At 62.1% G+C, this 23810-nt stretch carries 23 protein-coding genes; 8 read left to right on the top strand and 15 right to left on the bottom strand.

Features of this window, described 5'->3' with window-relative positions:
• Positions 1-49: 49 nt before the first annotated feature.
• Positions 50-922 (top strand): DMT family transporter, encoded by an 873-nt coding sequence (locus ACLEJW_RS17150; RefSeq protein ID WP_440777938.1) that lies wholly within the window; start codon positions 50-52, stop codon positions 920-922.
• On the opposite strand, the gene ACLEJW_RS17145 is transcribed toward ACLEJW_RS17150, so the two are convergent.
• A complete protein-coding gene (locus ACLEJW_RS17145; RefSeq protein WP_145190067.1) occupies positions 919-1806 on the bottom strand; it encodes an esterase/lipase family protein in 888 nt (295 codons plus the stop codon). The genes ACLEJW_RS17150 and ACLEJW_RS17145 overlap by 4 nt on opposite strands.
• Before the next feature lie 124 nt (positions 1807-1930).
• Here ACLEJW_RS17145 and osmE point away from each other — a divergent pair, with 124 nt between their 5' ends.
• Together osmE and ACLEJW_RS17135 are read left to right on the top strand one after the other, a co-directional pair.
• Entirely contained in the window at positions 1931-2272 is a 342-nt protein-coding gene (osmE, locus tag ACLEJW_RS17140; protein WP_145190064.1) for an osmotically-inducible lipoprotein OsmE, read from the top strand.
• Between the two features lie 48 nt (positions 2273-2320).
• Entirely contained in the window at positions 2321-2851 is a 531-nt protein-coding gene (locus ACLEJW_RS17135) for a ferritin-like domain-containing protein (RefSeq protein WP_145190061.1), read from the top strand.
• Between the two features lie 98 nt (positions 2852-2949).
• On the opposite strand, the gene ACLEJW_RS17130 is transcribed toward ACLEJW_RS17135, so the two are convergent.
• Positions 2950-5016, bottom strand: coding sequence for an AsmA family protein (locus ACLEJW_RS17130; protein WP_440777937.1), 2067 nt, complete (start codon positions 5014-5016; stop codon positions 2950-2952).
• A 341-nt stretch (positions 5017-5357) separates the two neighbouring features.
• On the opposite strand from ACLEJW_RS17130, the gene ACLEJW_RS17125 reads away from it, so the two are divergent.
• The 3 genes from ACLEJW_RS17125 to ACLEJW_RS17115 all read left to right on the top strand — a co-directional run bounded on the left by ACLEJW_RS17125 (position 5358) and on the right by ACLEJW_RS17115 (position 7710).
• Positions 5358-5810: a phage infection protein gene (locus tag ACLEJW_RS17125; RefSeq protein WP_440777936.1), complete on the top strand. Its 453-nt coding sequence runs from the start codon at positions 5358-5360 to the stop codon at positions 5808-5810.
• A gap of 123 nt (positions 5811-5933) precedes the next feature.
• A complete protein-coding gene (locus ACLEJW_RS17120; RefSeq protein WP_313295767.1) occupies positions 5934-6569 on the top strand; it encodes a TetR family transcriptional regulator in 636 nt (211 codons plus the stop codon).
• A 43-nt stretch (positions 6570-6612) separates the two neighbouring features.
• Complete coding sequence (locus tag ACLEJW_RS17115; RefSeq protein ID WP_313295765.1) at positions 6613-7710, top strand: AGE family epimerase/isomerase; 1098 nt, start codon at positions 6613-6615, stop codon at positions 7708-7710.
• A 7-nt stretch (positions 7711-7717) separates the two neighbouring features.
• Here ACLEJW_RS17115 and ACLEJW_RS17110 read toward each other — a convergent pair whose 3' ends face one another.
• The 6 genes from ACLEJW_RS17110 to ACLEJW_RS17085 all read right to left on the bottom strand — a co-directional run bounded on the left by ACLEJW_RS17110 (position 7718) and on the right by ACLEJW_RS17085 (position 14173).
• Complete coding sequence (locus tag ACLEJW_RS17110; RefSeq protein WP_145190046.1) at positions 7718-8485, bottom strand: SDR family oxidoreductase; 768 nt, start codon at positions 8483-8485, stop codon at positions 7718-7720.
• A 593-nt stretch (positions 8486-9078) separates the two neighbouring features.
• Positions 9079-9795 carry an ABC transporter ATP-binding protein gene (locus tag ACLEJW_RS17105; protein ID WP_313295761.1) on the bottom strand — a complete coding sequence of 239 codons (717 nt, stop codon included), beginning with the start codon at positions 9793-9795 and terminating at the stop codon, positions 9079-9081.
• Positions 9792-10667, bottom strand: coding sequence for an ABC transporter ATP-binding protein (locus ACLEJW_RS17100; protein WP_145190040.1), 876 nt, complete (start codon positions 10665-10667; stop codon positions 9792-9794). The genes ACLEJW_RS17105 and ACLEJW_RS17100 overlap by 4 nt, the downstream gene beginning before the upstream one ends.
• Entirely contained in the window at positions 10664-11965 is a 1302-nt protein-coding gene (livM, locus tag ACLEJW_RS17095; protein WP_145190037.1) for a high-affinity branched-chain amino acid ABC transporter permease LivM, read from the bottom strand. The genes ACLEJW_RS17100 and livM overlap by 4 nt, the downstream gene beginning before the upstream one ends.
• A gap of 2 nt (positions 11966-11967) precedes the next feature.
• A complete protein-coding gene (locus ACLEJW_RS17090) occupies positions 11968-12882 on the bottom strand; it encodes an ABC transporter permease subunit (protein WP_145190034.1) in 915 nt (304 codons plus the stop codon).
• A 154-nt stretch (positions 12883-13036) separates the two neighbouring features.
• Positions 13037-14173 carry a branched-chain amino acid ABC transporter substrate-binding protein gene (locus ACLEJW_RS17085; RefSeq protein WP_313295757.1) on the bottom strand — a complete coding sequence of 379 codons (1137 nt, stop codon included), beginning with the start codon at positions 14171-14173 and terminating at the stop codon, positions 13037-13039.
• A 467-nt stretch (positions 14174-14640) separates the two neighbouring features.
• Between ACLEJW_RS17085 and pncB the strand changes: the two genes are divergently transcribed.
• Together pncB and nadE are read left to right on the top strand one after the other, a co-directional pair.
• The gene (gene pncB / locus ACLEJW_RS17080) at positions 14641-15846 is read left to right on the top strand and encodes a nicotinate phosphoribosyltransferase (protein WP_440777935.1); all 1206 of its coding nucleotides are present in this window, start codon (positions 14641-14643) and stop codon (positions 15844-15846) included.
• 3 nt (positions 15847-15849) lie between these two features.
• Positions 15850-16677, top strand: coding sequence for an ammonia-dependent NAD(+) synthetase (nadE, locus tag ACLEJW_RS17075; protein ID WP_313295754.1), 828 nt, complete (start codon positions 15850-15852; stop codon positions 16675-16677).
• Positions 16678-16746: 69 nt separating this feature from the next.
• On the opposite strand, the gene azu is transcribed toward nadE, so the two are convergent.
• The 7 genes from azu to rpsF form a co-directional block, all read right to left on the bottom strand.
• Positions 16747-17196, bottom strand: a complete 450-nt coding sequence (azu, locus tag ACLEJW_RS17070; RefSeq protein WP_145190022.1) for an azurin — start codon at positions 17194-17196, stop codon at positions 16747-16749.
• A gap of 411 nt (positions 17197-17607) precedes the next feature.
• Complete coding sequence (locus ACLEJW_RS17065) at positions 17608-19911, bottom strand: YgiQ family radical SAM protein (protein ID WP_145190019.1); 2304 nt, start codon at positions 19909-19911, stop codon at positions 17608-17610.
• Positions 19912-20023: 112 nt separating this feature from the next.
• Positions 20024-21421, bottom strand: coding sequence for a replicative DNA helicase (gene dnaB, locus ACLEJW_RS17060; protein ID WP_145190016.1), 1398 nt, complete (start codon positions 21419-21421; stop codon positions 20024-20026).
• A 111-nt stretch (positions 21422-21532) separates the two neighbouring features.
• A complete protein-coding gene (gene rplI / locus ACLEJW_RS17055) occupies positions 21533-21979 on the bottom strand; it encodes a 50S ribosomal protein L9 (protein ID WP_012316464.1) in 447 nt (148 codons plus the stop codon).
• Between the two features lie 20 nt (positions 21980-21999).
• On the bottom strand, positions 22000-22863 hold the full coding sequence (locus ACLEJW_RS17050) for a hypothetical protein (RefSeq protein ID WP_440777934.1): 864 nt from the start codon (positions 22861-22863) through the stop codon (positions 22000-22002).
• Between the two features lie 33 nt (positions 22864-22896).
• On the bottom strand, positions 22897-23127 hold the full coding sequence (gene rpsR, locus ACLEJW_RS17045; protein ID WP_003249563.1) for a 30S ribosomal protein S18: 231 nt from the start codon (positions 23125-23127) through the stop codon (positions 22897-22899).
• A 28-nt stretch (positions 23128-23155) separates the two neighbouring features.
• Positions 23156-23581: a 30S ribosomal protein S6 gene (rpsF, locus tag ACLEJW_RS17040; RefSeq protein ID WP_013974420.1), complete on the bottom strand. Its 426-nt coding sequence runs from the start codon at positions 23579-23581 to the stop codon at positions 23156-23158.
• Positions 23582-23810 lie beyond the last annotated feature (229 nt).

Here is a 23810-nt window from a genome sequence, read left to right as displayed (position 1 = left end):
ATAATGACCGGCCAAGGCCTGCGCGCCGAACCGACGAGCCTGTTGCTGCATGAATTACGCGTTTCCCCTGTTCGCCATCCTCATCTGGGCCGGTAATACCGTGGTCACCAAGATGGCCGCCGGCGCCATCTTTCCCGCCGAAATCGGCTTCTACCGCTGGCTGCTGGCCGGTGTGCTGTTCACTCCGTTCGTACTGCCTGGCGTGTGGCGCAACCGCGCGGCGATACGGCCGCACCTGGGCAAGGTGGCAGTGCTGGGTGTGCTCGGCATGGCCGTGTACCAGAGCCTTGCCTACTTCGCCGCCGGCATCACCAGCGCTACCAACATGGGCATCATCCTGTCGCTGATGCCGCTGATGTCGCTGGCCCTGTCCATCGCCTGGCTGGGGCAACGCCTGACCTACGGCGCCCTGGCCGGCGCCATGGTGTCGTTCATCGGCGTGCTCGAGGTGGTGTCGGCGGGCGCGCCGGTCACCTTGTTGCAGCAGGGCCTGAACGTGGGCGATCTGCTGATGCTGATTGCCACCTTGGCCTACGCGCTGTACAGCTTCTTGCTGAAGAAGTGGCAGTTGCGTCTGCCGCCGTTGCAACTGCTGTACCTGCAGGTGCTGGTGGCCATCGTGGTGCTCCTGCCGCTGTTCATGCTGTCGGACAAGACCGGGCTGAACGGCCACAACCTCGGCCTGGTGCTGTACGCCTGCGTGCTGGCCTCGATGATCGCGCCGCTGGTGTGGATGCAGGCGGTGCAGCGCCTGGGGCCAAGCCGTACCACGCTGTTCTTCAACCTGCTGCCGGTGGTCACCGCGCTGATCGCCGCCTCGGTGCTGGACGAACGCCTGGCCAGTTACCACCTGATCGGTGGCATGCTGACCCTGCTGGGAGTGATCCTGGCCGAGCGCTGGACCACCCCGGTGCGTCGCTAGAGCCCAGCGGCCTTGAGCCGCGCGGCATGTTCGGTGAACAGCCGCAGCGGCTCGGCGCCCTTGCCCACCGCGCCCAGGGACTGGTTGACGATGTCCAGGTGATCGAGCGGATAGTCGTCACCGATGACCTGGCCCAGGTGCGAGCTGAAGCGCCCGACCATGCCATCGCATTGGCCTTTCTCCTTGGCGAAACAGCGCGCGAACAGCCGGCAGAAATAGCTGCTGCCATCGAAGCGATTGCGCCCTTGGTCGGTCAGGCCGGGCTGCACGGTGCCGGACCAGGAGTAGTAGCGCACGCCGTCGACTTCATAAGCGCCCTCGCCGCCCCAGCTGTCAGGCAGGCCCTGTGGGTAAGCCTGGTTGAACAGGGCCACGCCGGCACTGGTCAGCGACTGGTGGGAGGCGTGCACGTCGATGGGCAGCGGCTCGCGGCGCCAGCCCGTCTCCAGCTTGCCCATCAAGAAGGCCAGGCCGTGCAGCACGGCCCTGAGCACCCGACCCTGCGCGGAATCGCCGGGAGCGTTGCGCTCCAGGTAATCGGCCAGCTCCGAGCCATGGTTCGGCCCGGCCACCGAGGTCACCGACGCCACGCGATCTGGCCGCCGCGCCGCAGCGAAGCGTGCGTTGAGGGCGCCTTGGCTGTGACCGATGAGGTTGACCTTCGGCGCGCCGGTGCGCCGGCAGATGTCTTCGATGATCGCCAGCAATTGCTCCCCACGCACCTCGTTGCTGTGCAAGGGCGAGACCTGCACCGCAAATACCTGCGCGCCACCTTTGCGCAGGGCCGGCACGATGCCGAACCAGTACGGATAGAGCACCAGCCGGACGAAGCCCAGCATCCCCGGCACCAGCACCAACGGGTAACGCGTCGCCAACGGTTGCATGGGCAAACCTCTTTTTTTCTAGATGATCGGGCAACCCCACCCTGGGGCAAATGGCTATCGCAATCGAACTCCTGAAGCGAAGCGAGGTTCCAACTTGCACATACCCTTAGCAAGGAGCTGGACCATGTACAAACAGACCCTGGCAATTCTCCTGGCAAGCGCGACCCTGGCCGCCTGCGGCAGCCGTCCGGAGAATCCGGTCGATTACGTGACCTACCGCGACGAACCCCTGGTCAAGCAGGTCGAAAACGGCATGACCATGCAAAAAGTCATCGCCATTGGCGGCAGCCCGTCGAACGTCATCGACCTGCCCAATGGCGGCACCTGCAATGACTACATCCTCAACCGCGATGGCCACCAGCAGCCGTACTACGTGCGCTTCGACGCCACCGGCCATGTCGATGCCAAGGGCTTCAAGACCTGTAAACAACGAGAAGAGGACAGCAAGGCCGCCCACGGCGCCTGAGCCTCCCGTGCACCGTGACCACCCGCCCGGATTCCTTTGGAGATAACCATGAGCAACGTTGAACTGACCGATGTGCAAACCCTTCGCCAGCGTGCCCGCGAGCACGTCGAGCAAGGCGCGGTGACCGAGGGCTACCATGCCGACCGCGAGCAGATCATTCGCCTGCTGAACGAGTCGCTGGCCACCGAACTGGTCTGCGTCCTGCGTTACAAGCGCCACTACTTCATGGCCAGCGGCATCAAGGCCAAGGCGGCGGCCGATGAATTCCTCGAGCACGCTACCCAGGAAGCCGAACACGCCGACAAGCTCGCCGAGCGCATCGTGCAATTGGGCGGCGAGCCAGATTTCAACCCGGACAACCTGACCAAGAACTCCCACGCCCAGTACGTGGCGGGCAATTCGCTGAAGGAAATGGTCCTGGAAGACTTGGTCGCCGAGCGCATCGCCATCGACAGCTATCGCGAAATCATCCAGTACATCGGTGACAAGGACCCGACCACTCGCCGTATCTTCGAAGACATCCTGGCCCAGGAAGAAGAGCACGCCGACGACATGTCCGATCTGCTGCAAGGTCTGTGATCGCACGATCTCCCCATGCCCCGGCATAACCAAAGGCCGCTCCTCCCGGAGCGGCCTTTTTCATTGCGCCAATCGCGACCTGATCGGGCAGCCTGGACTCATTTGCGGCCCTTTACCGCAGCCGGGGCCTTGCCAGCCTTCATCTGCTGCAGCAAAGGCGTGCACTGATTGGGCTCATCGCCACTGCTGGGCGCCACCAACGCCAGCAGCCCGGCAGCCGGACCGGCCACTACGCCCAGCGCCACCATCCCCGCACCCCGCAGCGCCAGCGGCACAGCCTGCACGCCGGCATTGGGCTTGGCGAACGGCCCACGCACATACAACGGCGAGCGCAGCGAGAACAGGCGCAGACCCTTAGACTCGGGGGTGATCTTCAGGTCCAGCTGTTCGCTGGCGAAGTTGGCCGTGCCGTTGATGTAGATGATCGCGTTCTCGGTATCGAAGATGAACAAGCGTGTCGAGGCCAGGCCATCCTTGATGCCCACATCCGCCGCCGCGCAGTTGATCTCGACATCTTCGTCGCCGAACAACTTGCCGACCACATAGTTGCCGACGTTGAGCCCGGCGATTTCCATCAGACTGCGGCTGATGGCGCCATCGTTGATCAACATGCGCAGGTTGCCGTTGGCCGTGCCCAGCAATGCCGCCACCGAATTGCCCCGGCCGCTGAGGTCAGCGTCGCCGTTGAGCTCACCGAAGCTGGTCTGCATCGGCGCGAAGTTGGGGAACAGCTGCTTGAGCTTGAAGCCGCGCGCGGTCAACTGCGCGCGCCCCTGCAGCGGCACGTTGCGCCCATCGAGGCGAATGTTGGAGGCGAGATTGCCACCGGCAACGCCAAAGCGCAGCGGTTCCAGGCGCAGCAGGCCATCATCGAGAATCAGGTGCGCGGACAGATCGCTGAACGGCAACTGCTCGCTGTGAACGATGCGTTTGCCCGCGAACGTGACGTCCGCGTCCATCGCGCGCCAGCGCTCGGTGCGAAACGCTTCGACGGGTAGAACCTTGTCGGCCGGCTGCTTGCTGGCACCGCCGCGGGCTTTCTGCTCGGCATTGGAATCAGCGCCAATCAGCGGCGCCAGGTCCTTGAACAGCAGCTGATTGGAAACCAGCTTGCCGGAGAGCTTCGGCCGGGGCTTGCTGGCGACATAGGCCAGGTCGCCATGAATGTCGCTGTCGCCGATCTTGCCGTTGAAACCCTGGTACTTGAAGCTCGCGCCTTCGGCAGCATGCAGGTTGGCGCTGAGCCGGCCATCGGTGGAATAGGCGGGGGTATCGGGCAAGGTTACGCCGGTGAGCGGGTAGAGGTTGCCCAGGCTCGCGCCCGACAGGCGCAGGCGCAGGTCAAGCGCGCCAAGGTGCAATGGGTCGGTCAGGGTCCCGGCGAGGACCACATGGGTATCAGCGATGCGCACATCGGCCTGCAACGGGAACGGCTGGTTGGCGTCTTGCAGCGCCAGCAGGCCGCCAATCTTGCCCGTGCCGGAAACCGCCTGGCCCTGGTAGCGACCCTTGGCCTTGAGGCCGAATTGATAATCCTGCGCCCCGCCAGCTTTTTCCGCACTGGCCTTGCCGACAATCTCGCTGAACGGAATCGGCTTGCCGAGCGGATCGATCTGCACCTTCATGCTGGTTTTCAGGGTCTGGTCATCGAAGCTGACGTTGCCTTGGTCGAAGCCGATGGCGCCGATGTCGAGCTGCCATTTGGAAGGGGGTTCGTTCTCGTCCTTGGCACCTAGATCGAAGTTCCAGTTGGCACGGCCGTCGGCCAGACGGGTCAGGCTCGCAGTGGGCTTGGTCAGGTTGATGCGCGGAATGCTGATCTTCTGCACGATCAGCGGCAACGGCGCCAGGCGAAACTCCACGCGCTCGAGGCCAACCATCTGCGGCTCCTTGAGCCACTGCGGGTTGCCCAAGGTCAGGTCCTCAGCCGTGAAGTGTGGCCACGGCACCCAGGCGCGCCAGCCGCCCTCTTCAGGCTCGGTGCGCCAATGCACGGTCAGGTTGCCATTGATGGCGAACGGCCGATGCAGGGCCTCGGACACTTTCTCGTTGAGCAGCGGCTTGACGCGGTTCCAGTCGAAGGTGGCGATGATCACCACCAGGATCGCCAGTACGGTCAACACGGTGGCTAGGGTCCAGATGATGATTCTGGCGGGACGCGTCATTGCGTGATTCTCCTGACGGCGGGGCATAAAAAGCGGGCGCGACGATGGCATTCAATAACTGGGACTGATGAAAACCCGTTGGGTTTTATCCAACACCCGAATCATAGCCGCATCAGGCATAAGCCCCGACCAGGTGGGCGGGCTCGGCACCCTCTGTGTTACCTGCACGGCCTGCACACGGAATGCCGCAGCGGCACCGAAAGTGGCGAGATAGATGCGTTGCGAACTGTTATCAATGGCGTCGATTGTTACCATTACCCGTATGAACTTCTCTCTGGCGTCACCGGGCGTAGCATTGGCTTCGTACCCACTTTCCAGCCCCCCCAGAGGAGCACCGAATCATGAAACGCCATCTGCTCAGCCTCACCCTGTCCTTGCTTGCCGCCAATGCCTTCGCCCTGCCTGCTGCCGAGCAGCACCTGAGCGCCGAATCGCGCTCGAGCAGCGTTGAAGTTGCCCAACCCCTGAAAACCGTAGCCGAAGGTGGCGCCGATCGCCTCATCGAGCGCTCCGGTCGCGTTGCCGAAGGCGGCTCGGATCGTCTGATCGAGCGCACCGACCGTGTCGCTGAGGGCGGCTCGGATCGCCTGATCGAGCAGTCTGGCCGTGTCGCTGAAGGCGGCTCGGATCGCCTGATCGAGCAGTCTGGCCGTGTGGCTGAAGGCGGTGCGGATCGCCTGATCGAGCAGTCTGGCCGTGTTGCCGAAGGCGGTGCGGATCGCTTGATCGAGCAGTCTGGCCGTGTGGCTGAAGGCGGTGCGGACCGTCTGGTTGAAATCAGCCGCGTGAGCTGATCGCCATGAGCGAAAAGGCCGACCTCTGTCACGCCGCTTGCGCCCCGCCGAGCCCGGTCCATTGACCGGGCTTCGTTTTTTTATCTAGAGTGCCCAGCCTCGACGTTACAGAAGCTCGCCCCCATGTTGCCGCGCGCCGAACAGAAGCTACAGACCCGCCAGGCCCTGCTCGATGCCGCCTGCCAGCTGATGGAGAGCGGGCGCGGTTTTGGCAGCATCAGCTTGCGTGAGGTGACCAAGCTCGCGGGCATCGTGCCGACTGGTTTCTACCGGCATTTCTGCGACATGGACGCCTTGGGCCTGGCCCTGGTGGCCGAAGTCGACACCACCTTCCGGCAGACCATTCGCCTGGTACGGCAGAATGAGTTCGAGCTGGGCGGCATCACCGACGCCTCTGTACGGATCTTCCTCGACGTGGTTGCAGCCCACCGCGCCCAGTTCCTGTTCCTGGCCCGCGAACAATATGGCGGCTCGCAAGCCGTGCGCCAGGCTATCGCGCGCCTGCGCCAGGACATCAGCGACGACCTGGCCACCGACCTGGCACGGATGAAGCGCTGGCAGCACCTGGACAGCGCCGCATTGACGGTAATGGCGGATCTGGTGGTGAAGACCGTGTTCGCCACCTTGCCCGAGCTGATCGACCGTACCGAGCCCGGTTATCCACAGGCGCTCAGCGCCCAGGAAAAGATCACCCAGCAGTTGCGCTTCATTTTCGTTGGCGCGCGCCACTGGCAAGGGCTAGGCAACCGGCAACCGTAGTTCTGCTACCATGGCGCCCTGCCTGAAAGCGACGAGCGCACCCATGTCCAACCCCCGCCCTACCCTGCCGGAACTGGCCCGTTTCAACCAGCACTTCGCCGACTGCATCGTGCCGTTGTGGCAAGGTCCGGGCTGGAATGCCGAGCTGGCCCTGCCCTATGAAGCGCTCGACGCCCAGCACCGTCCATTGCCCGCGCAGCGCTATCGGGCCATGGCCTGCGCACGGCAGTTGTACCTGTTCAGCAGCCGCATCGACGAACCCGGTGCCGCCGAGCGCGCCGCGGCACTCTTCCGTTCCTTGCAGAAGCACTTTCACGACGCTGAGCACGGTGGTTGGTACTACAGCATCGACGCCCAGGGCGCGCCCTTGGACCGACGCAAGGACCTGTATACCCACGCCTTCATCGTCTTCGCCTGCGCCCACTACTGGGGCCAGGTCGGCGAGGGGCTGGTGCAGGCCACGCTCAATGCTGCCTTGGCAGTGATCGCCGAGCAGTTCGCCCGTGACGATGGCTTGTATGAAGCGAGCCTGGGTGAAGACTGGTCGGACCTGGGCAGCGGCGCGCTGCAGAACCCGCAGATGCACTTGGCAGAAGCCTTCCTGCAAGTGCTGGCGGTGCGCCAGGACGCGCAAGTACAGCAGTCATTGCTGCAGCTGTGCGAAGCCTTGCAGCAGCACTTCGTCGAGCCACAGCACGGGCTGATGCTGGAAAAGCCCTGCGCCGCTGTGGATAACTGGTTCGAACCCGGCCATCAGTTCGAGTGGTTCTACCTGCTCGAGACCTCACCGCTGCTGCGCGCCACCGCCCTGCATCGCTCCATCGAGCGGGCGTTCGGCTATGCCGAGGAGTGCGGGGTGAACAACGCAGCGGTGCTGGCGATGCTCGATGTGCAGGGCAACGTCCTCGACGCCACCCAACGCATCTGGGCGCAGGCGGAATACCTGCGAGCCTTGGCCCTGCGCCCGGGCAACGAGGCCAGGCTACTGACTCAGCTCAAGGCGTTGGAGCAGCAGTTCCTGCATGCCGGCGGCTGGTACGAATGCCGCGATGGCCAGGGCGCGGTAAGCCGCCATGACATGCCGTCGACCACGCCCTATCATTTGGCGACGTGCCTGCAGGGGTTACAACACCTGGCCTGAGACGCGATCAGCCGTTGACCGAACGGTCGATGGAGAACCCTGCCCAATCCTGGCTCACCGGCATCAGCTCAAGGCTGTTGATGTTGATGTGCGCAGGCTGGTTGAGGATCCAGAAGATGGTTTCGGCGATGTCCTGGGGCTGGATCGGCTCGGCCCCTGCGTAGGTGGCATCGTACTTGGCCTGATCACCGCCGAAGCGCACCAGCGAGAACTCGCTCTCGCACAACCCAGGTTCGATGTTGCTGACGCGCACGCCAGTGCCGCGCAAGTCGCAGCGCAGGCTCAGCGAGAATTGGCCGACGAAGGCCTTGGTGCCGCCATAGACATTGCTGCCAGGATAGGGATAGTTGCCGGCCACCGAGCCCACGTTGAGGATCGACGCGCCACGGCCATGGGCGATCAGGCGCGGCAGCAGCAGGCGCGTGGTGTAGATCAGACCCTTGATGTTGGTGTCGACCATGGTTTCCCAGTCGTCCAGGCTGCAGTTCTGCGCAGCGTCCACACCCAACGCCAAACCGGCGTTGTTGACCAGGCCGCGCAGTTTCTCGAAGCCAGCGGGCAGGCCAGCAATCGCCGCTTCCATGGCCGTGCGATCACGCACATCCAGCACCAGGCCATGCACATCTGTCTTGGCCGACAACTCGGCGCAAAGGGCGTCCAGGCGCTCCTTGCGGCGACCGGTGAGCACCAGCTTCCAGCCTGCTTCGGCAAAGCGGCGTGCCGTGGCTTCGCCAAAACCGGAAGTGGCACCAGTGATGAATACGGTGGACGTCATGCTGTGTTCCTCAAAGGATTGTCATCGACAGCTTCGCAGCATGCCCGCCAGGGTGGCAGCGGGCAAGTCATAACACCGCTGTTCATTTTTTGTACGCCTTCGCGAAACCCTTGTAACAGAGGGCTCGAAGCGACCTATGCGCATGTTATCCACAGGGCTTTCCCCACGGATTGGGGGCAACTTTCGTTCAACACGGAAACCTTTCAGCTCGTGATGACCTCACCGCTTGCCGCCTGGTCCAACGCAGCGCTTGTGGGGTGCCGTTCGCGGCGGTCTGTCCAATGCTTGCCCACAGATTTATCCACAGGCCGAAAACCGGCTTGGTTATTCACATCACCAGGCATTCGGGACAGGTTATCCACTGATCGAATGGTCATTGATCAAAAAATGAGCATATCGTTATAACCCTTGATTTTCCTGGCCTGTAGCGACATGCCACCATGTTTTCCACAGGCAGGCTCACATTAACCGTGGAAAACCTGGTGCCACGCTCCAACAGCCAAGAGGGAGTGATCACGAGCGGCAAAGGCGAAGCAGTGCGGCACGTTGTCCACATCGAAGCGCGGGGCTCGCAAAGTAGCCCCGCAGACACATCAGTGCCCACCGAGATAAGCGTTGCGCACCTCTTCGTTGACCAACAGCTCCTGTCCTGTGCCAGCCATGCGAATCTCACCATTGACCATGACGTACGCACGGTCCGAAAGCTTCAAGGCATGGTTGGCGTTCTGCTCGACGAGAAAGATGGTCATGCCGGTCTTGGCCAATTCGCGCAGGGTCGAGAAGATCTGCTTGACGACGATCGGCGCCAGCCCCAGCGATGGCTCATCGAGCAACAGCAACTTGGGCCGGCTCATCAGCGCCCTGGCGATGGCGAGCATCTGCTGCTCGCCACCGGACATGGTCATGGCTCGCTGATTGCGGCGCTCCTTCAGCCGCGGGAACAGTTCGAACATGCGCTGCATGTCCTCGCTGGCGAACTTGTCCCCGATGGGAATGGTGCCCATCATCAGGTTTTCTTCGACGCTCATGTCGGGAAACACCCGGCGTCCTTCCGGCGACTGCGCGATGCCGTTGGAGGCGATGTAGTGCGACGACTTGCGGGTGATGTCGGTGCCGCGGTAGACGATCTGCCCCGATGCCGCGCGCGGCTGGCCGAAGATCGACATCAGCAGCGTGGACTTGCCGGCACCGTTGGCGCCGATCAGGCTCACGGTCTCGCCCTCTTCGATGTGCATCGAGACCTTCTTCAGTGCCTGGATCGGCCCATAGAACACGTCCAGGTTACGCAGTTCGAGAATGGGTGCAGTCATACCAGTTCCTCTTCGTCGGCACCCAGGTAGGCGGCGATCACCGTCGGGTTGTGGCGGATGTCCTGCGGCGCGCCCTCGGCGATCACGTTGCCGTGGTCGAGCACGACGATATGGTCGGAAATACTCATGACCATGCCCATGTCGTGCTCGATCAGCACCACGGTGAGGTCGTGCTGGTCGCGCAGCACGCGAATCATGCGGCTGAGGGCCTCGGTTTCCTGCGGGTTGAGGCCGGCAGCCGGCTCGTCCAGGCAGATAATCTTGGGCCGCGTGCACATGGCTCGGGCAATCTCCAGGCGCCGTTGCTGGCCGTACGACAATTCACCGGCCAGCCGGTTGGCGCAATCGACCAGGTCAACCACTTCAAGCCAATAGAACGCATGGTCCAGGGCATCGCTTTCGGATTTGCGGTAGGCCTTGGTGTTGAGCACGCCCGCCAGCAGGTTGCGGTTCACCCACATGTGCTGGGCGACCAGCAGGTTTTCGACCACCGACATTTCCTTGAACAGGCGAATGTTCTGGAAGGTTCGCGCCAGACCTGCGCGGTTGACCAGGTGCGTACCGCCGAACATCTTGTAGTACAGACGCCTGGCGAAACGCGCGGGCGACACGAAGTCGCTGGCCTGGAAGCGCTCGCCGAGCAATTGGATGATGTTGGTATGGCTGCCGCGCACGTTCAGCTCGATTCGCCCACCGCTGGCCTTGTAGAAGCCGGTGAGGCAGTTGAACACCGTGGTCTTGCCCGCGCCGTTTGGGCCGATCAGGGCGAAGATCTGGTTGCGCTTGACCTTCAGGCTGACGTCGCTGAGCGCCTTGATGCCGCCGAACTGCATCATCAGGTGCTCGACCGACAAGATGACTTCATCGCTCATGGCGCCACTCCTTTACGCGGGGTTACGCCGGTACGGCTGATGCGGATCAGCCCACGCGGTCGCCAGATCATCATCAACACCATCAACACCCCGAACAGCAGCACGCGGTACTCCGAGAAGCTGCGCAGCAACTCCGGGGCCACGGTCAACACGAAGGCCGCGATCACCACACCCACGGTCGAGCCCATGCCACCGAGCACGACGATGGCCAGAATCAGTGCCGACTCGAAGAAGGTGAAGGATGACGGGTTGACGAAGCCTTGGTAGGTGGCGAAGAACACCCCGGCAAGACCCGCGGTGGAGGCACCAAGGGTGAAGGCCGAGAGCTTGACCAGCACGTGGTTCAAGCCCATCGAGCGGCAGGCGATTTCATCTTCGCGCAGCGCTTCCCAGGCGCGCCCGACCGGCATGCGGGTCAGGCGGTGCTTGATGTACAACACCGCCAGCACGACCAGGAACAGCACGGCGTAGATGAACACGAACTTGAGATTGGCGTTGTAGTCGATGCCGAGAAACTCGTGGATCGGTACACCGCCATCCTTGGCCCTGCGGCCGAACTCCAGGCCGAACAAGGTCGGCGACGGTGCCGGCATGCCGTTGGGGCCACCGGTGAACGACAGCCAATTGTTCAGCACCAGGCGGATGATTTCCCCGAAGCCCAAGGTCACGATCGCCAGGTAGTCACCGTGCATGCGCAGCACCGGAAAACCCAGGATGCATCCGGCCAACGCAGCCGCGATGGCTGCCAGGGGCAGCACGCTCCAGAAGCCCAGGCCCAGGTACTGGTAACCCAGGGCCAGGCCGTAGGCGCCAATGGCGTAGAACGCCACGTAGCCCAGGTCGAGCAAACCGGCCAGCCCCACCACGATATTCAGGCCCAGGCCCAACAGCACGTAGATCAGGCCGAGGATGACCACGGTCAGCAGGTATTTGTTGGCAAAGATCGGGAAGACAATGGCGATCACGATCAGCGCCGGAATGATGTAGCGCAGCCGCGACACGTAGTTGGGCGCCCGCACGTGCACGCCCGAGCCGCCACTGTCGAAGCCTTCGAGCATGCGCCGCCCGGCAGCCGTCTGCACGTACAGGCTGAGCAGAAAGCGCCCGACCATGACCGCGCCGACCAACCACGCCACACGCCGCGGTTCGGCATTGAAGGAATAGCCGTCGAGCACCACGCCGACGACCGGACCAAAGACGATGAGCGCCAGCAGGCCGGCGACCACGGTCTCCAGCAGGCTGCGTTTGATGTCGAAACCCTTGGTTTCGGAGGCAGAGGCAAGTTTGGCAATCGACATGTTCACACCTTAGCCACGAGCGGGCGACCCAGCAGACCCTGCGGGCGGAAGATCAGGATCAGCACCAGCAGCGAGAAACTGAACACGTCCTTGTAGTCCGAGTTGATCAGGCCGGAGAACAGCGACTCGGAAATCCCCAGGATGATGCCGCCAAGCATCGCTCCCGGCAGCGAGCCGATGCCACCCAGTACCGCGGCAGTGAAGGCCTTGATACCGATGATGAAGCCTGCGTAGAAGTCGAATGTCCCGTAGTTCATGGTGATCAGCACGCCCGCCAGGGCGGCCATCACAGCGCCGATGACGAACACATAGGAAATCACTCGATCGGTGTTGATGCCGAGGATCGAGGCCATCTTGCGATCCTGCTGGGTGGCGCGGCACATGCGCCCAAGCTTGGTGTACTTGATCACGTAGGTGAGCAAGCCCATGCCGACGAAGGCTGCGACCAGGATGAAGATCTTGGTGTAGGTCAGTTGCACGAAGCCCGAGCCGACCTCGACGCGCATGGCGCCTTCGAGCAAGGTAGGCACGCCCTGCTGGCGGGCGCCCTGGCTGATCTGTGCGTAGTTCTGCAGGATCAGGGAAATGCCGATGGCACTGATCAACGGTGCCAGGCGGGTGGAGTTACGCAGCGGTTTGTAGGCGATGCGCTCGATGGTGAAGCCGTAGACGCCGGTGACCACCACGGTGAACAACAGCGTGCCGAGCATCAGCAGCGGGAAGGATTCGATACCGAAGTAAGCCAGCAATGCCAGGCTGATCGCCGCGAGGTATGCGGAGATCATATACACCTCGCCGTGCGCGAAGTTGATCATGCCGATAATGCCATAGACCATTGTGTAGCCGATGGCGATCAGGCCATAGACCGACCCGAGGGTCAGGCCGTTGACCAGTTGCTGCAGGAAAATACCATCCATAACGCACTCTCACCTGAGCGAGACGGCACCCACGCCGACCACCGCAGGCCACCGATGTGGCGGCCCCAGCGGTGCAGCAAGGGTGCAGGTCTCCGAAGAAGGACAGGTACCGCGGGGCAATGGCCCAGACCTGTGTCCGGGCCGCTGGCCGTTATTATTTTTGTTTTTCCAGCTGGTGGTACTTGCCGTCCTTGTCCCACTGGTAGACCACGTAGTCGGACACGGTCAGGTCACCCTTGCTGTCCCATTTCTTCTCGCCCATGACGGTCTGAACCGGGTTGGCCTTGAGCCATTTGGCGGCGTCTTCGCCCTTGTTCGACTTGGCGCCATTGAATGCAGCGGCCAGCGCCTGCAGCGACGCGTAGGCGTACAAGGTGTAGCCCTCAGGTTCGGTACCCGCCTTGCGGAATTCTTCCACCACCGCCTTGCTGTCAGGCAGCATGCGCGGGTCGGCACCGAAGGTCATGTATACGCCGTCGACATACTGCGCGCCGCCTGCGGTGGATACCAACTCATCAGTGACGATGCCATCATCGGACATGAACTTGACGTCCTTGAGGCCCTGCTCGCGCAGCTGGCGCACCAACGGCCCGGCCTCCGGGTGCAGGCCGCCGAAGTACACGACATCGGCGCCAGCGGCGCGAATCTTGGTGACCACGGCGCTGAAGTCTTTCTCACCACGGGTCAGACCTTCGTACAGCACCGGTTTCACGCCGCGCTTCTTCAGCTGCGCCTGGGTAGCGTCGGCCAGGCCTTGGCCATAGGTGTCCTTGTCGTGCAGGACCGCCACCTTCTTGCCCTTGAGCACGTCGACGATATAGTCGCCGGCCACCACGCCCTGCTGGTCGTCGCGCCCGCACATGCGGAACATCGCCGACAGCCCCCGCTCGGTCACTTGCGGGTTGGTCGAGCCCGGGGTGATGGCGATCACACCGGCTTCGTCGTACACCTCGGAGGCGGGGATGGTATTGGAGGAGCAGAAGTGCCCGACCACGCCAACGACCTTGTCCTGGTCGACCAGGCGGTTGGCCACCGAGACGGCCTGCTTGGGTTCGCAGGCGTCATCGCCCTTGACCAGAACGATCTTCTCGCCGTTGACGCCGCCGGCGGCGTTGATCTTGTCGGCCGCGGCCTGCGCACCTTTCATGTATTGCTCGCCAAACGCTGCGTTGGCTCCCGTCATCGGCCCCGCGACACCGATTTTGACGTCGGCCTGAACATACGAAGAAATACCCAGTGCCGTAGCCACGGCCAGGGCCAGGAAACCTTTCTTGTAAAACGTCTGCGACATGAGGTGGTGCTCCTAGAGTTTTTTTTGGTTGGCACTACAACTTCCCAGCCCTGTGCTCTGAGCAAGGGCCGTGCCATCGATTTTGTCATCTGGGAAAACACTGCCCGTCGGCCGCACCAGTGCGACCGACGGCCTTACCTTTACAGCGCGTGCAACCGTCTGCCTTGCGGCTGGCGCCACCACGTGACGAATGAAGGCGCAACCGCGGGGTGCCATCATTGCAACCTCTGCATGTGTTTACGTGCAACCGGCGTGTAACAAGCGACGTCACCGAAGTGCACACCGCTGGTGCGTAACTGATACAGGCGGCACCGTTTATAGGCTAGTCGCTGCACGGAAAAAGCACCGGTTATGGCATTTACGCGGGCAACACCGCGTCCCTCGCTTGGCGCAACGCGCCGCCCGGACCCACTGCAAGCGAAAAGACTGGCACAATGTTGCACATTCGCCCCCTCTGGAGCCCCTTGATGAGCGAGAGCGCATTCGCCGAGCGCATCGTGCATAACCTGCTCGACACCGATTTCTACAAGCTCACCATGATGCAGGGCGTGCTCCACAATTACCCGGACGCCGACGTCGAATGGGAAATGCGCTGCCGCAATGGTGAAGACCTACGGCCCTACCTCGGGGAAATCCGCCAGCAGCTGGAACTGCTCAGCGAGCTGACGCTGGACGACGGCCAACCGGCCTTCCTCGAACGCATCAGCTTCCTCAAGCCAGATTTCCTGCGCTTTTTGCGCCTGTTCCGTTTCAATCTGCGCTATGTACACATGGGTATCGAAAACGATCAGTTGTTCCTGCGCCTCAAAGGCCCATGGCTGCATGTGATCCTGTTCGAAGTGCCCTTGCTGGCCATCATCAGCGAGGTGCGTAACCGCCACCTGCACCCGCATATGCCGCTGGCCGCAGCGCGTGATCAGCTGTACCGCGAGTTCGACTGGTTGCGCGCCAATGCCAGCGACGAGGAGCTGAGCAATCTTCAGGTCGCTGACTTTGGTACCCGCCGGCGCTTTTCGAGCCGCGTCCAGGAAGAAGTGGTGCGTGTGCTGCGCGACGATTTTCCCGGTCGCTTCGTCGGCACCAGCAATGTCGACCTGGCCTGGAAGCTCGACGTCAAGCCGCTGGGCACCATGGCCCACGAATGGTTCATGGCTCATCAACAGCTTGGGCCGCGCCTGATCGACAGCCAGATCGCCGCACTGGACTGCTGGGTTCGCGAATACCGCGGCCTGCTCGGCATCGCCTTGACCGACTGCATCACCATGGATGCCTTCATTCGCGATTTCGATCTGTACTTCGCCAAGCTCTTCGACGGCCTGCGCCATGACTCCGGCGAGCCGGTGGCCTGGGCGGAGAAAGCCATCGCGCACTATGAGCACCTGGGCATCGACCCGATGACCAAGACCCTGGTGTTCTCCGACGGTCTCGACCTGCCGCGCTCGCTCGAGATATTCCGCGCCCTGCGCGGTCGCATCAATGTGAGCTTCGGTATCGGTACCAACCTGACCTGCGATATCCCTGGCGTGGCACCGATGAGCATTGTGCTTAAAATGACCGACTGCAACGGCTCGCCCGTGGCCAAGATCTCGGACGAGGCCGCCAAGACCCAATGCCGTGACGAGAATTTCGTTGCCTACATGCGTCATGTATTCAAAGTCCCCAGCAAGGAGTAACCCATGCAAGCGGTTCAGCAAGAGATTGCCCAGGCGCTGAAGGTCCAGCCGCCATTCGCCGACGCCGCTGCGCTCGAGGCCGAAGTGGCCCGCCGCGTGGCCTTCATCAAGGACTGCCTGGCCAATGCCCGGCTCAAGACCCTGGTCTTGGGCATCAGCGGCGGTGTCGACTCGCTGACCGCGGCGCTGATGGCCCAACGCGCCATCAACGAATTGCGCCGTGACACCGGCGATAACGCTTACGCCTTCATTGCCGTACGCTTGCCGTATCACGTCCAGCACGACGAGCATGACGCCCAGGCGTGCCTGGAGGTGATCAAGGCCGATGAAGTGCAAACCATCGACATCGCCCCAGCCGTGAAAGCGCTGGCCGGCGAAACCGCAGCGCTCAAGAACCAGTCGCCCAGCCTGGTGGATTTCGTGGTGGGTAACGTCAAGGCGCGCATGCGCATGGTGGCGCAATACGCGATCGCCGGCGCACGGGCAGGCCTGGTGATTGGCACCGATCACGCCGCAGAAGCCGTGATGGGCTTCTATACCAAGTTCGGTGATGGCGCGTGTGATCTGGCGCCGCTGAGCGGGCTGGTGAAAAGTCAGGTGCGTGCGATCGCGCGCAGCTTCGGTGCGCCCGAGTCGCTGGTCGAAAAAGTCCCGACTGCCGACCTCGAAGACCTGGCACCAGGCAAACCGGACGAGGCCGCGCACGGCGTGACCTACCAGCAGATCGATGACTTCCTGCAGGGTCGCCCGGTGGATCAGGCAGCGGCCGAGATCATCGTCGCCAACTACCGCAAGACCCAGCACAAGCGCGAACTGCCGTTCGCCCCTTGAAAACGTCACGGGGCAAGCCGGCTACCCGGCTCGCCCCGTGAACGCAGAGCGGCGCTCGTGCGTCGCGTCTTACTTGACCACGACCTTGCCCTTCATCATCGAGATGTGGCCTGGGAAGGTGCAGAAGAAGCTGTAGTCGCCACCCGCCTCGAGCTTGGAGGTGTCGAACTTGACTTCGGTTTCTTTCTCCGGCGCGCCGATCATCTTGGTGTGGGCGATGATCCCGGCGTTGTCAGCTTTCAGGTAATCCTTCTCCAGGCCTTGGCTCATGCCTTCGGTGGCAATGCCCTGCATGTCGGCAGTCTTGCTGATCACCAGGTTATGACCCATGACGTTCTTCGGCAGGTTGCCCGAGTGGGTGAGTTTGACCGTGAATTCCTTGCAGCTCTTGTCGACGGTGATTTCCTTGGTGTTGAAGGACATCTGGTCGGTGGAGTCGACGGTTACCGAGCAGTCGGCGGCAAAGACCGAAGCGCTGGCGAGGGTCAGCAGGGATACCGCTACAGCTTTCGCAAACATCATGAATCTCCTTGGCAGGGTTTTTATCAATTGCGAGACTGCCTGAAACCGCTGCGCACCCTGCTGATGTGGGTCAAGGGGGTGTCAAGTGGCCAGTCAGTAGAATTGTTCAATGGATTGTATACAACTAATCTAAGGGCACATCATGCCCTTTTATTAGACGATGGGACAACCCTCTCATTCAGGAACCCTCGCCATGACCCTCGCCAGTTTCATGAATAGCCTGCTCGCCGCCTACGCCCAAGGCGCCAGCGGCGCCGCCTGCGAATTCTCCCGTCCGGAGTAGGTCGCGCCTGCAGCACCCTGTGAGGGTGCGCGGCGCTGAAACCAAACGGGCTTGCCGGCGAATGCCTGGGTGGATTGACCTGAGCATTCGCGGGCAAGCCCGCTGGTGTCACTGAACGCTGTGGGTCAGCGCGGGATCACCGGCTGACGCGGCTTCTTGCCCTTGCCACCGCCACCCTTGGCGGCTTCCTTGCGTTCCTTGGCCGCCTGCTGGTTGCGGGCGAACGCCTCGGCCTTGGCCTTCTCACGCTTGTCCCACGGCTTGCTGCCATCACTGCCGCGGGGCGGCAGGCCGGTGTGCTGGGTCAGCACTTTCTGCTCCTTGGCTACCTTGTGGCTGCCCGCCGGCGTGGAGTTCTTGCGCCGTGCACTCTGGTAGCTATCGCTCTGCGGCTGGTGCAACGGAATGAGCTGGTGCTTGCCCGGACCAATCAGGTCGGCGCGGCCCATCCGTTGCAGGGCCTCGCGCAGCATCGGCCAGCCTTTTGGATCGTGATAGCGCAGGAACGCCTTGTGCAAGCGGCGTTGTTCATCGCTCTTGACGATCTCCACCCCTTCGCTCTTGTAGGTGACCTTGCGCAGGGGGTTCTTGCCCGAGTGGTACATGGCCGTGGCCGAGGCCATTGGCGAGGGGTAGAACGCCTGCACCTGGTCGGCGCGGAAGCCATTGCCCTTCAGCCACAGGGCCAGGTTCATCATGTCTTCATCGGTAGTGCCAGGGTGCGCAGCGATGAAGTACGGGATCAGGTACTGCTCCTTGCCCGCTTCCTTCGAGAACTTCTCGAACATGCGCTTGAAGCGGTCATAGGTACCGATGCCAGGCTTCATCATCTTGTCCAGCGGGCCACGCTCGGTGTGCTCCGGGGCAATCTTCAGGTAACCGCCCACGTGATGGGTCACCAGCTCCTTGACGTACTCGGGCGACTCCACGGCCAGGTCGTAGCGCAGGCCCGAGGCGATCAGGATCTTCTTCACCCCTGGCAAGGCGCGCGCCTTGCGGTACAGCTCGATCAAGGAGCTGTGGTCGGTGTTGAGGTTCTCGCAGATGCCGGGGAACACGCACGACGGCTTGCGGCAGTGTTTCTCGATGTCGTGGCTCTTGCAGGCGATGCGGTACATGTTGGCGGTAGGGCCACCGAGGTCGGAGACCACGCCGGTGAAGCCTGGCACCTTGTCACGCATCTCCTCGATCTCGTGCAGGATCGACTCGTGGGAGCGGTTCTGGATGATGCGGCCTTCATGCTCGGTGATCGAGCAGAAGGTGCAGCCACCAAAGCAGCCACGCATGATGTTCACCGAGAAGCGAATCATCTCGTAGGCCGGGATGCGCTCTTTGCCATAGGCCGGGTGCGGCACACGGGCGTAGGGCATGCCGAACACGTAGTCCATCTCCTCGGTGCTCATGGGAATGGGTGGCGGGTTGAACCACACGTCCACTTCGCCATGCTTCTGCACCAGGGCGCGAGCGTTACCGGGGTTGGTTTCCAGGTGCAGCACACGGTTGGCGTGGGCGTACAGCACCGGGTCGTTGCGGACCTTCTCGAACGACGGCAGGCGAATCACCGACTTCTCGCGGGTCACGCTCGGGCTGTCGAGGATCTGCACGACCTTGGCTTCGTTGGGATCTTCCTGCTCGCCCTTGGCCTGCTCGATGGCGCAGGCCTGGGTGTCCTGGGTGTTGACGTATGGGTTGATGATCTTGTCGACCCGCCCCGGGCGGTCGATGCGCGTCGAGTCGATCTCGTACCAACCTTGCGGCGTGTCCCGGCGCACGAAGGCGGTGCCGCGCACGTCGGTGATCGATTCGATGCGCTCGCCGTTGGACAGGCGCTGGGCGACCTCGACCACCGCGCGCTCGGCGTTGCCGAACAACAGAATGTCGGCACTGGCGTCGATCAGGATCGAGTGGCGAACCTTGTCTTGCCAGTAGTCGTAGTGGGCAATGCGCCGCAGCGACGCTTCGATGCCGCCCAGGACGATCGGCACGTGCTTGTAGGCTTCCTTGCAGCGCTGGCTGTACACCAGGCTGGCCCGGTCCGGCCGGCTACCGGCCTGGCCACCTGGGGTGTAGGCGTCGTCGGAGCGGATCTTCTTGTCGGCGGTGTAGCGATTGATCATCGAGTCCATGTTGCCAGCGGCCACGCCGAAGAACAGGTTCGGCTCGCCGAGCTTCATGAAGTCGTCTTTGGACTGCCAGTTCGGCTGGGCGATGATGCCGACGCGGAAGCCCTGGGCTTCCAGCAACCGGCCGATGATGGCCATGCCAAACGACGGATGGTCGACGTAGGCGTCCCCGGTCACGATGATGATGTCGCAGGAATCCCAGCCGAGCAGATCCATCTCCTCCCTGCTCATGGGCAGGAAAGGTGCTGGCCCGAAGCATTCGGCCCAGTACTTGGGATAGTCGTAGAGTGGTTTGGCTGCTTGCATGTCAGTGACCGGTTCTGTTGTGCAGGGAAATCGCGGGCGCGGAATATAGCACAAATTTTGATCAAATCCGACGGTAGTGGTCGGATTCATGAACGCGTCTCGCGCCTGGGGCTTACTCGTCGTCGTCGAAGTTGTACATGCCCGGCGCAAGGTTCTCGAAGCGGGTGTACTTGCCGATGAAGGCCAGGCGCACGAAGCCAATGGGGCCGTTACGCTGCTTGCCGATGATGATTTCCGCCACGCCCTTGTGCTCGGTTTCGGGGTGATACACCTCGTCACGGTAGACGAACATGATCACGTCGGCGTCCTGCTCGATTGCACCGGATTCACGCAAGTCGGAGTTGACCGGACGTTTGTTCGGGCGCTGTTCCAGGGAGCGGTTGAGCTGCGACAGGGCAATCACCGGGCAGTTGAACTCCTTGGCCAGGGCCTTGAGCGAGCGCGAGATCTCGGAAATCTCGTTGGTGCGGTTGTCACCGGCCGAGCCCGGGATCTGCATCAGCTGCAAATAGTCGACCATGATCATGGCGATCTCACCATGCTCACGGGCCAGGCGGCGGGTACGCGCACGCATCTCCGAAGGGCTGATGCCGGCAGTGTCGTCGATGAACAGCTTGCGGTCGTTGAGCAGGTTGACCGCCGAGGTCAGGCGCGGCCAGTCGTCATCATCGAGCTGACCGGAACGCACTTTGGTCTGGTCGATACGCCCAAGCGACGACAGCATACGCATGATCAGCGATTCGCCTGGCATCTCGAGGGAAAACACCAACACAGCCTTGTCGGTACGCAGCACGGCGTTTTCGACCAGGTTCATGGCGAAGGTGGTCTTACCCATCGACGGACGGCCAGCGACGATCACCAGGTCGGCTGCCTGCAGGCCACTGGTCTTCTCGTCGAGGTCGGTGAAGCCGGTGGAAACGCCGGTGATATCGCTGTCGGAGTTGAACAGCGTATCGATGCGGTCGATGGCCATGGTCAACAGTTCGTTGACGCCCACGGGACCACCGGTTTTCGGCCGCGCCTCGGCGATCTGGAAGATCTGCCGCTCGGCATCGTCGAGAATTTCCTCGGCGTTGCGCCCTTGCGGGTTGAAGGCGTTATCGGCGATGTCGGTGCTGATGCTGATCAGCTGGCGCAGGGTCGCGCGCTCGCGAATGATCGCGGCGTAGGCCTTGATGTTGGCCACAGACGGCGTGTTCTTGGCCAATTCGGCGAGGTAGGCCAGGCCGCCGACCTGGGATGACAGGCCTTCCTTGTCCAACTGCTCGTGCAGGGTCACCACATCGAAGGGCTGGTTGGCGTCCGCCAACTTATGCACGGCACGGAAGATCAGGCGGTGGTCATGCCGATAGAAATCGCCATCCGACACCTGGTCCAGCACGCGCTCCCAGGCATTGTTGTCCAGCATCAACCCACCGAGTACGGCCTGTTCGGCCTCGATGGAATGCGGCGGCACCTTGAGGGCTGCAGTTTGCAGGTCGAGCTGTTCGGTATTGGTGATCTCGTTCATGGCCACGAATGAATTCTGGAGGATGAAAAAGACAAAGGGCACGGCCTGTGTGAACAGGACCGTGCCCGATGTTAACCGGCTATCCCGTGAGGGACCACCGGTCAGCGCAGCTTAGGCAGCTACGACGACCACACGTACGGTGGCTTCAACGTCGCTGTGCAGGTGCACGGCTACGTCGTATTCGCCAACCTGACGGATGGTGCCGTTCGGCAGACGAACTTCAGCTTTGGCCACTTCAACGCCGGAGGCGGTCAGGGCGTCAGCGATGTCGTGGGTGCCGATCGAACCGAACAGCTTGCCTTCGTCGCCAGCGGTGGCAGTGATGGTCACTTCCAGCTCGGCCAGTTGGGCAGCGCGGCTTTCAGCCGACGATTTGCGGTCAGCAGCTGCTTTTTCCAGCTCGGCGCGACGCTCTTCGAACGCAGCCAGGTTGGCGGCGTTGGCAACGGTAGCCTTGCCGAATGGCAGCAGGAAGTTACGACCGTAACCGGCCTTAACTTTAACTTTGTCGCCCAGGTTGCCCAGGTTGGCGACTTTTTCCAGCAGGATCAGTTCCATTTGGTAAAACCTCTTAACTTTTAACCTTCACCGTTCGCGGAGTCATTCCCCGGAGGGGACTTGCGACCGCGAAAATCAATCAGGCTGTCGACAATGGCCAGGACCATCAGCAACGGATAGATCAGCTGCATGATCAGCGGCAACGTCACGTACATGCCGACCAGCCAGAAACCGGCCAGTCGCCCCTGTGTCACCAGACCATGCATCAAGGCGATGCCGGCCAGTACCAGAACCAGGCTGGACGCCGATGCCAGGATGATGAACTGCGGCCCGATGAACGGGGCCACCACCATCACTGCCACCAAGACCGCCATGGTCTGTTTTGGCAGCTTCAGCGCGCGGAACTCGCGGCCGAAACCTTCAGGGTTGTACAACGCTGCCTGCCAATAACGCGCCAGCATCAACGCCAGCACGCTGAACAATTGCACCGTCACTGCTGTTGAGGCGACCAGCACAGGGCGGATCAACTCGTCGGAGAGCACCGGCTCGCCTTCGATCTTCGGCATGGCCTCGGCAAACGCCTTGGCCAGGGCATCGAAGGTCGGTGCCAGGGCCAGGTCGAGCACGAGGCTGTAGACCACGGCGAACACGGCACTGACGACCAGCACACGGCTCCAGGGTTGCTCGGCGCGCAACAGCGCAGCCAGGCCAAAGGCACCGGCGATCACCAGAAAAGTGATCGGGTCGCCCATGAACCACACGGCCAGCCCGGCCAGCAGGCCGCCGGCGATGACCGTTGAAGCATCCTTGAAGCCACGCCGCAGCAGCACAAGGCTGCCGGCAGCGGCACTCAACCAGAACAGCAGCGGCAGTACCGCGCTGATGACCACCACGAGGGTGGCCTGCACACGACCGCGCATGATGAAGCTTGCTAACGCTCGCATGCTAATCCCTTACTGCTTGTCGACGACCCGGTCTCAGCGGCCGTGGCTGTCGGTGTAGGGCAGCAGGGCCAGGAAGCGGGCGCGCTTGATAGCGGTAGCCAGCTGACGCTGATAACGAGCTTTGGTACCGGTGATACGGCTTGGAACGATCTTGCCGGTTTCGGATACGTAAGCTTTCAGGGTGTTGAGATCTTTGAAGTCGATCTCTTTCACGTCTTCAGCAGTGAAGCGGCAGAATTTACGACGACGGAAGAAACGTGCCATTTAATAGGCTCCTCTAAAGGTCCGTGGATTACTCGTCAGCGTTATCGCTGGAGTCGCTGTCATTGCTGTCGTCGCCGTCGGCGGATTCAGCATGCTCAGGACGCTCACGACGCTCACGGCGCTCGCTGCGGTTTTCTTCAGCCTTCAGCATCTCGGACTGACCGGTAACGGCTTCGTCGCGACGGATGACCAGGTTACGGATAACGGCATCGTTGTAGCGGAAGTTGTCTTCCAGCTCGGCCAGGGCCTTGCCGGTGCACTCAACGTTCAGCATCACGTAGTGAGCCTTGTGAACATTGTTGATTGCGTAGGCCAGTTGACGACGGCCCCAGTCTTCCAGGCGGTGGATTTTGCCACCGTCTTCTTCGATCAGCTTGGTGTAACGCTCAACCATGCCGCCGACTTGCTCGCTCTGGTCCGGGTGAACCAGGAAGATGATTTCGTAATGACGCATGAATGCTCCTTACGGGTTAGTAGTCTGCCAGCGAATCTGGTCAGACAAGGAGTGAATGACACTGTATGTCTTGCACGATGGAGAGGCACATGCGCGCCTGCCAGCTCGGCAAGGGGCGCAATTGTAGAGAAGGCGCTGCCCACAAGCAAGGCGATTGGCGATTATTTGAACAGCCGGAAACACTTTATCGCGATACCGACCGCTGCGCCGGCGCAGCCGGATCGCCAGA

This window comes from Pseudomonas sp. SMSB3, from assembly GCF_052041965.1.
Lineage (GTDB): Bacteria > Pseudomonadota > Gammaproteobacteria > Pseudomonadales > Pseudomonadaceae > Aquipseudomonas.
The sequence above is the reverse complement of the archived record's forward strand: the minus strand, read 5'-3'. Positions and strand labels throughout refer to the sequence as shown.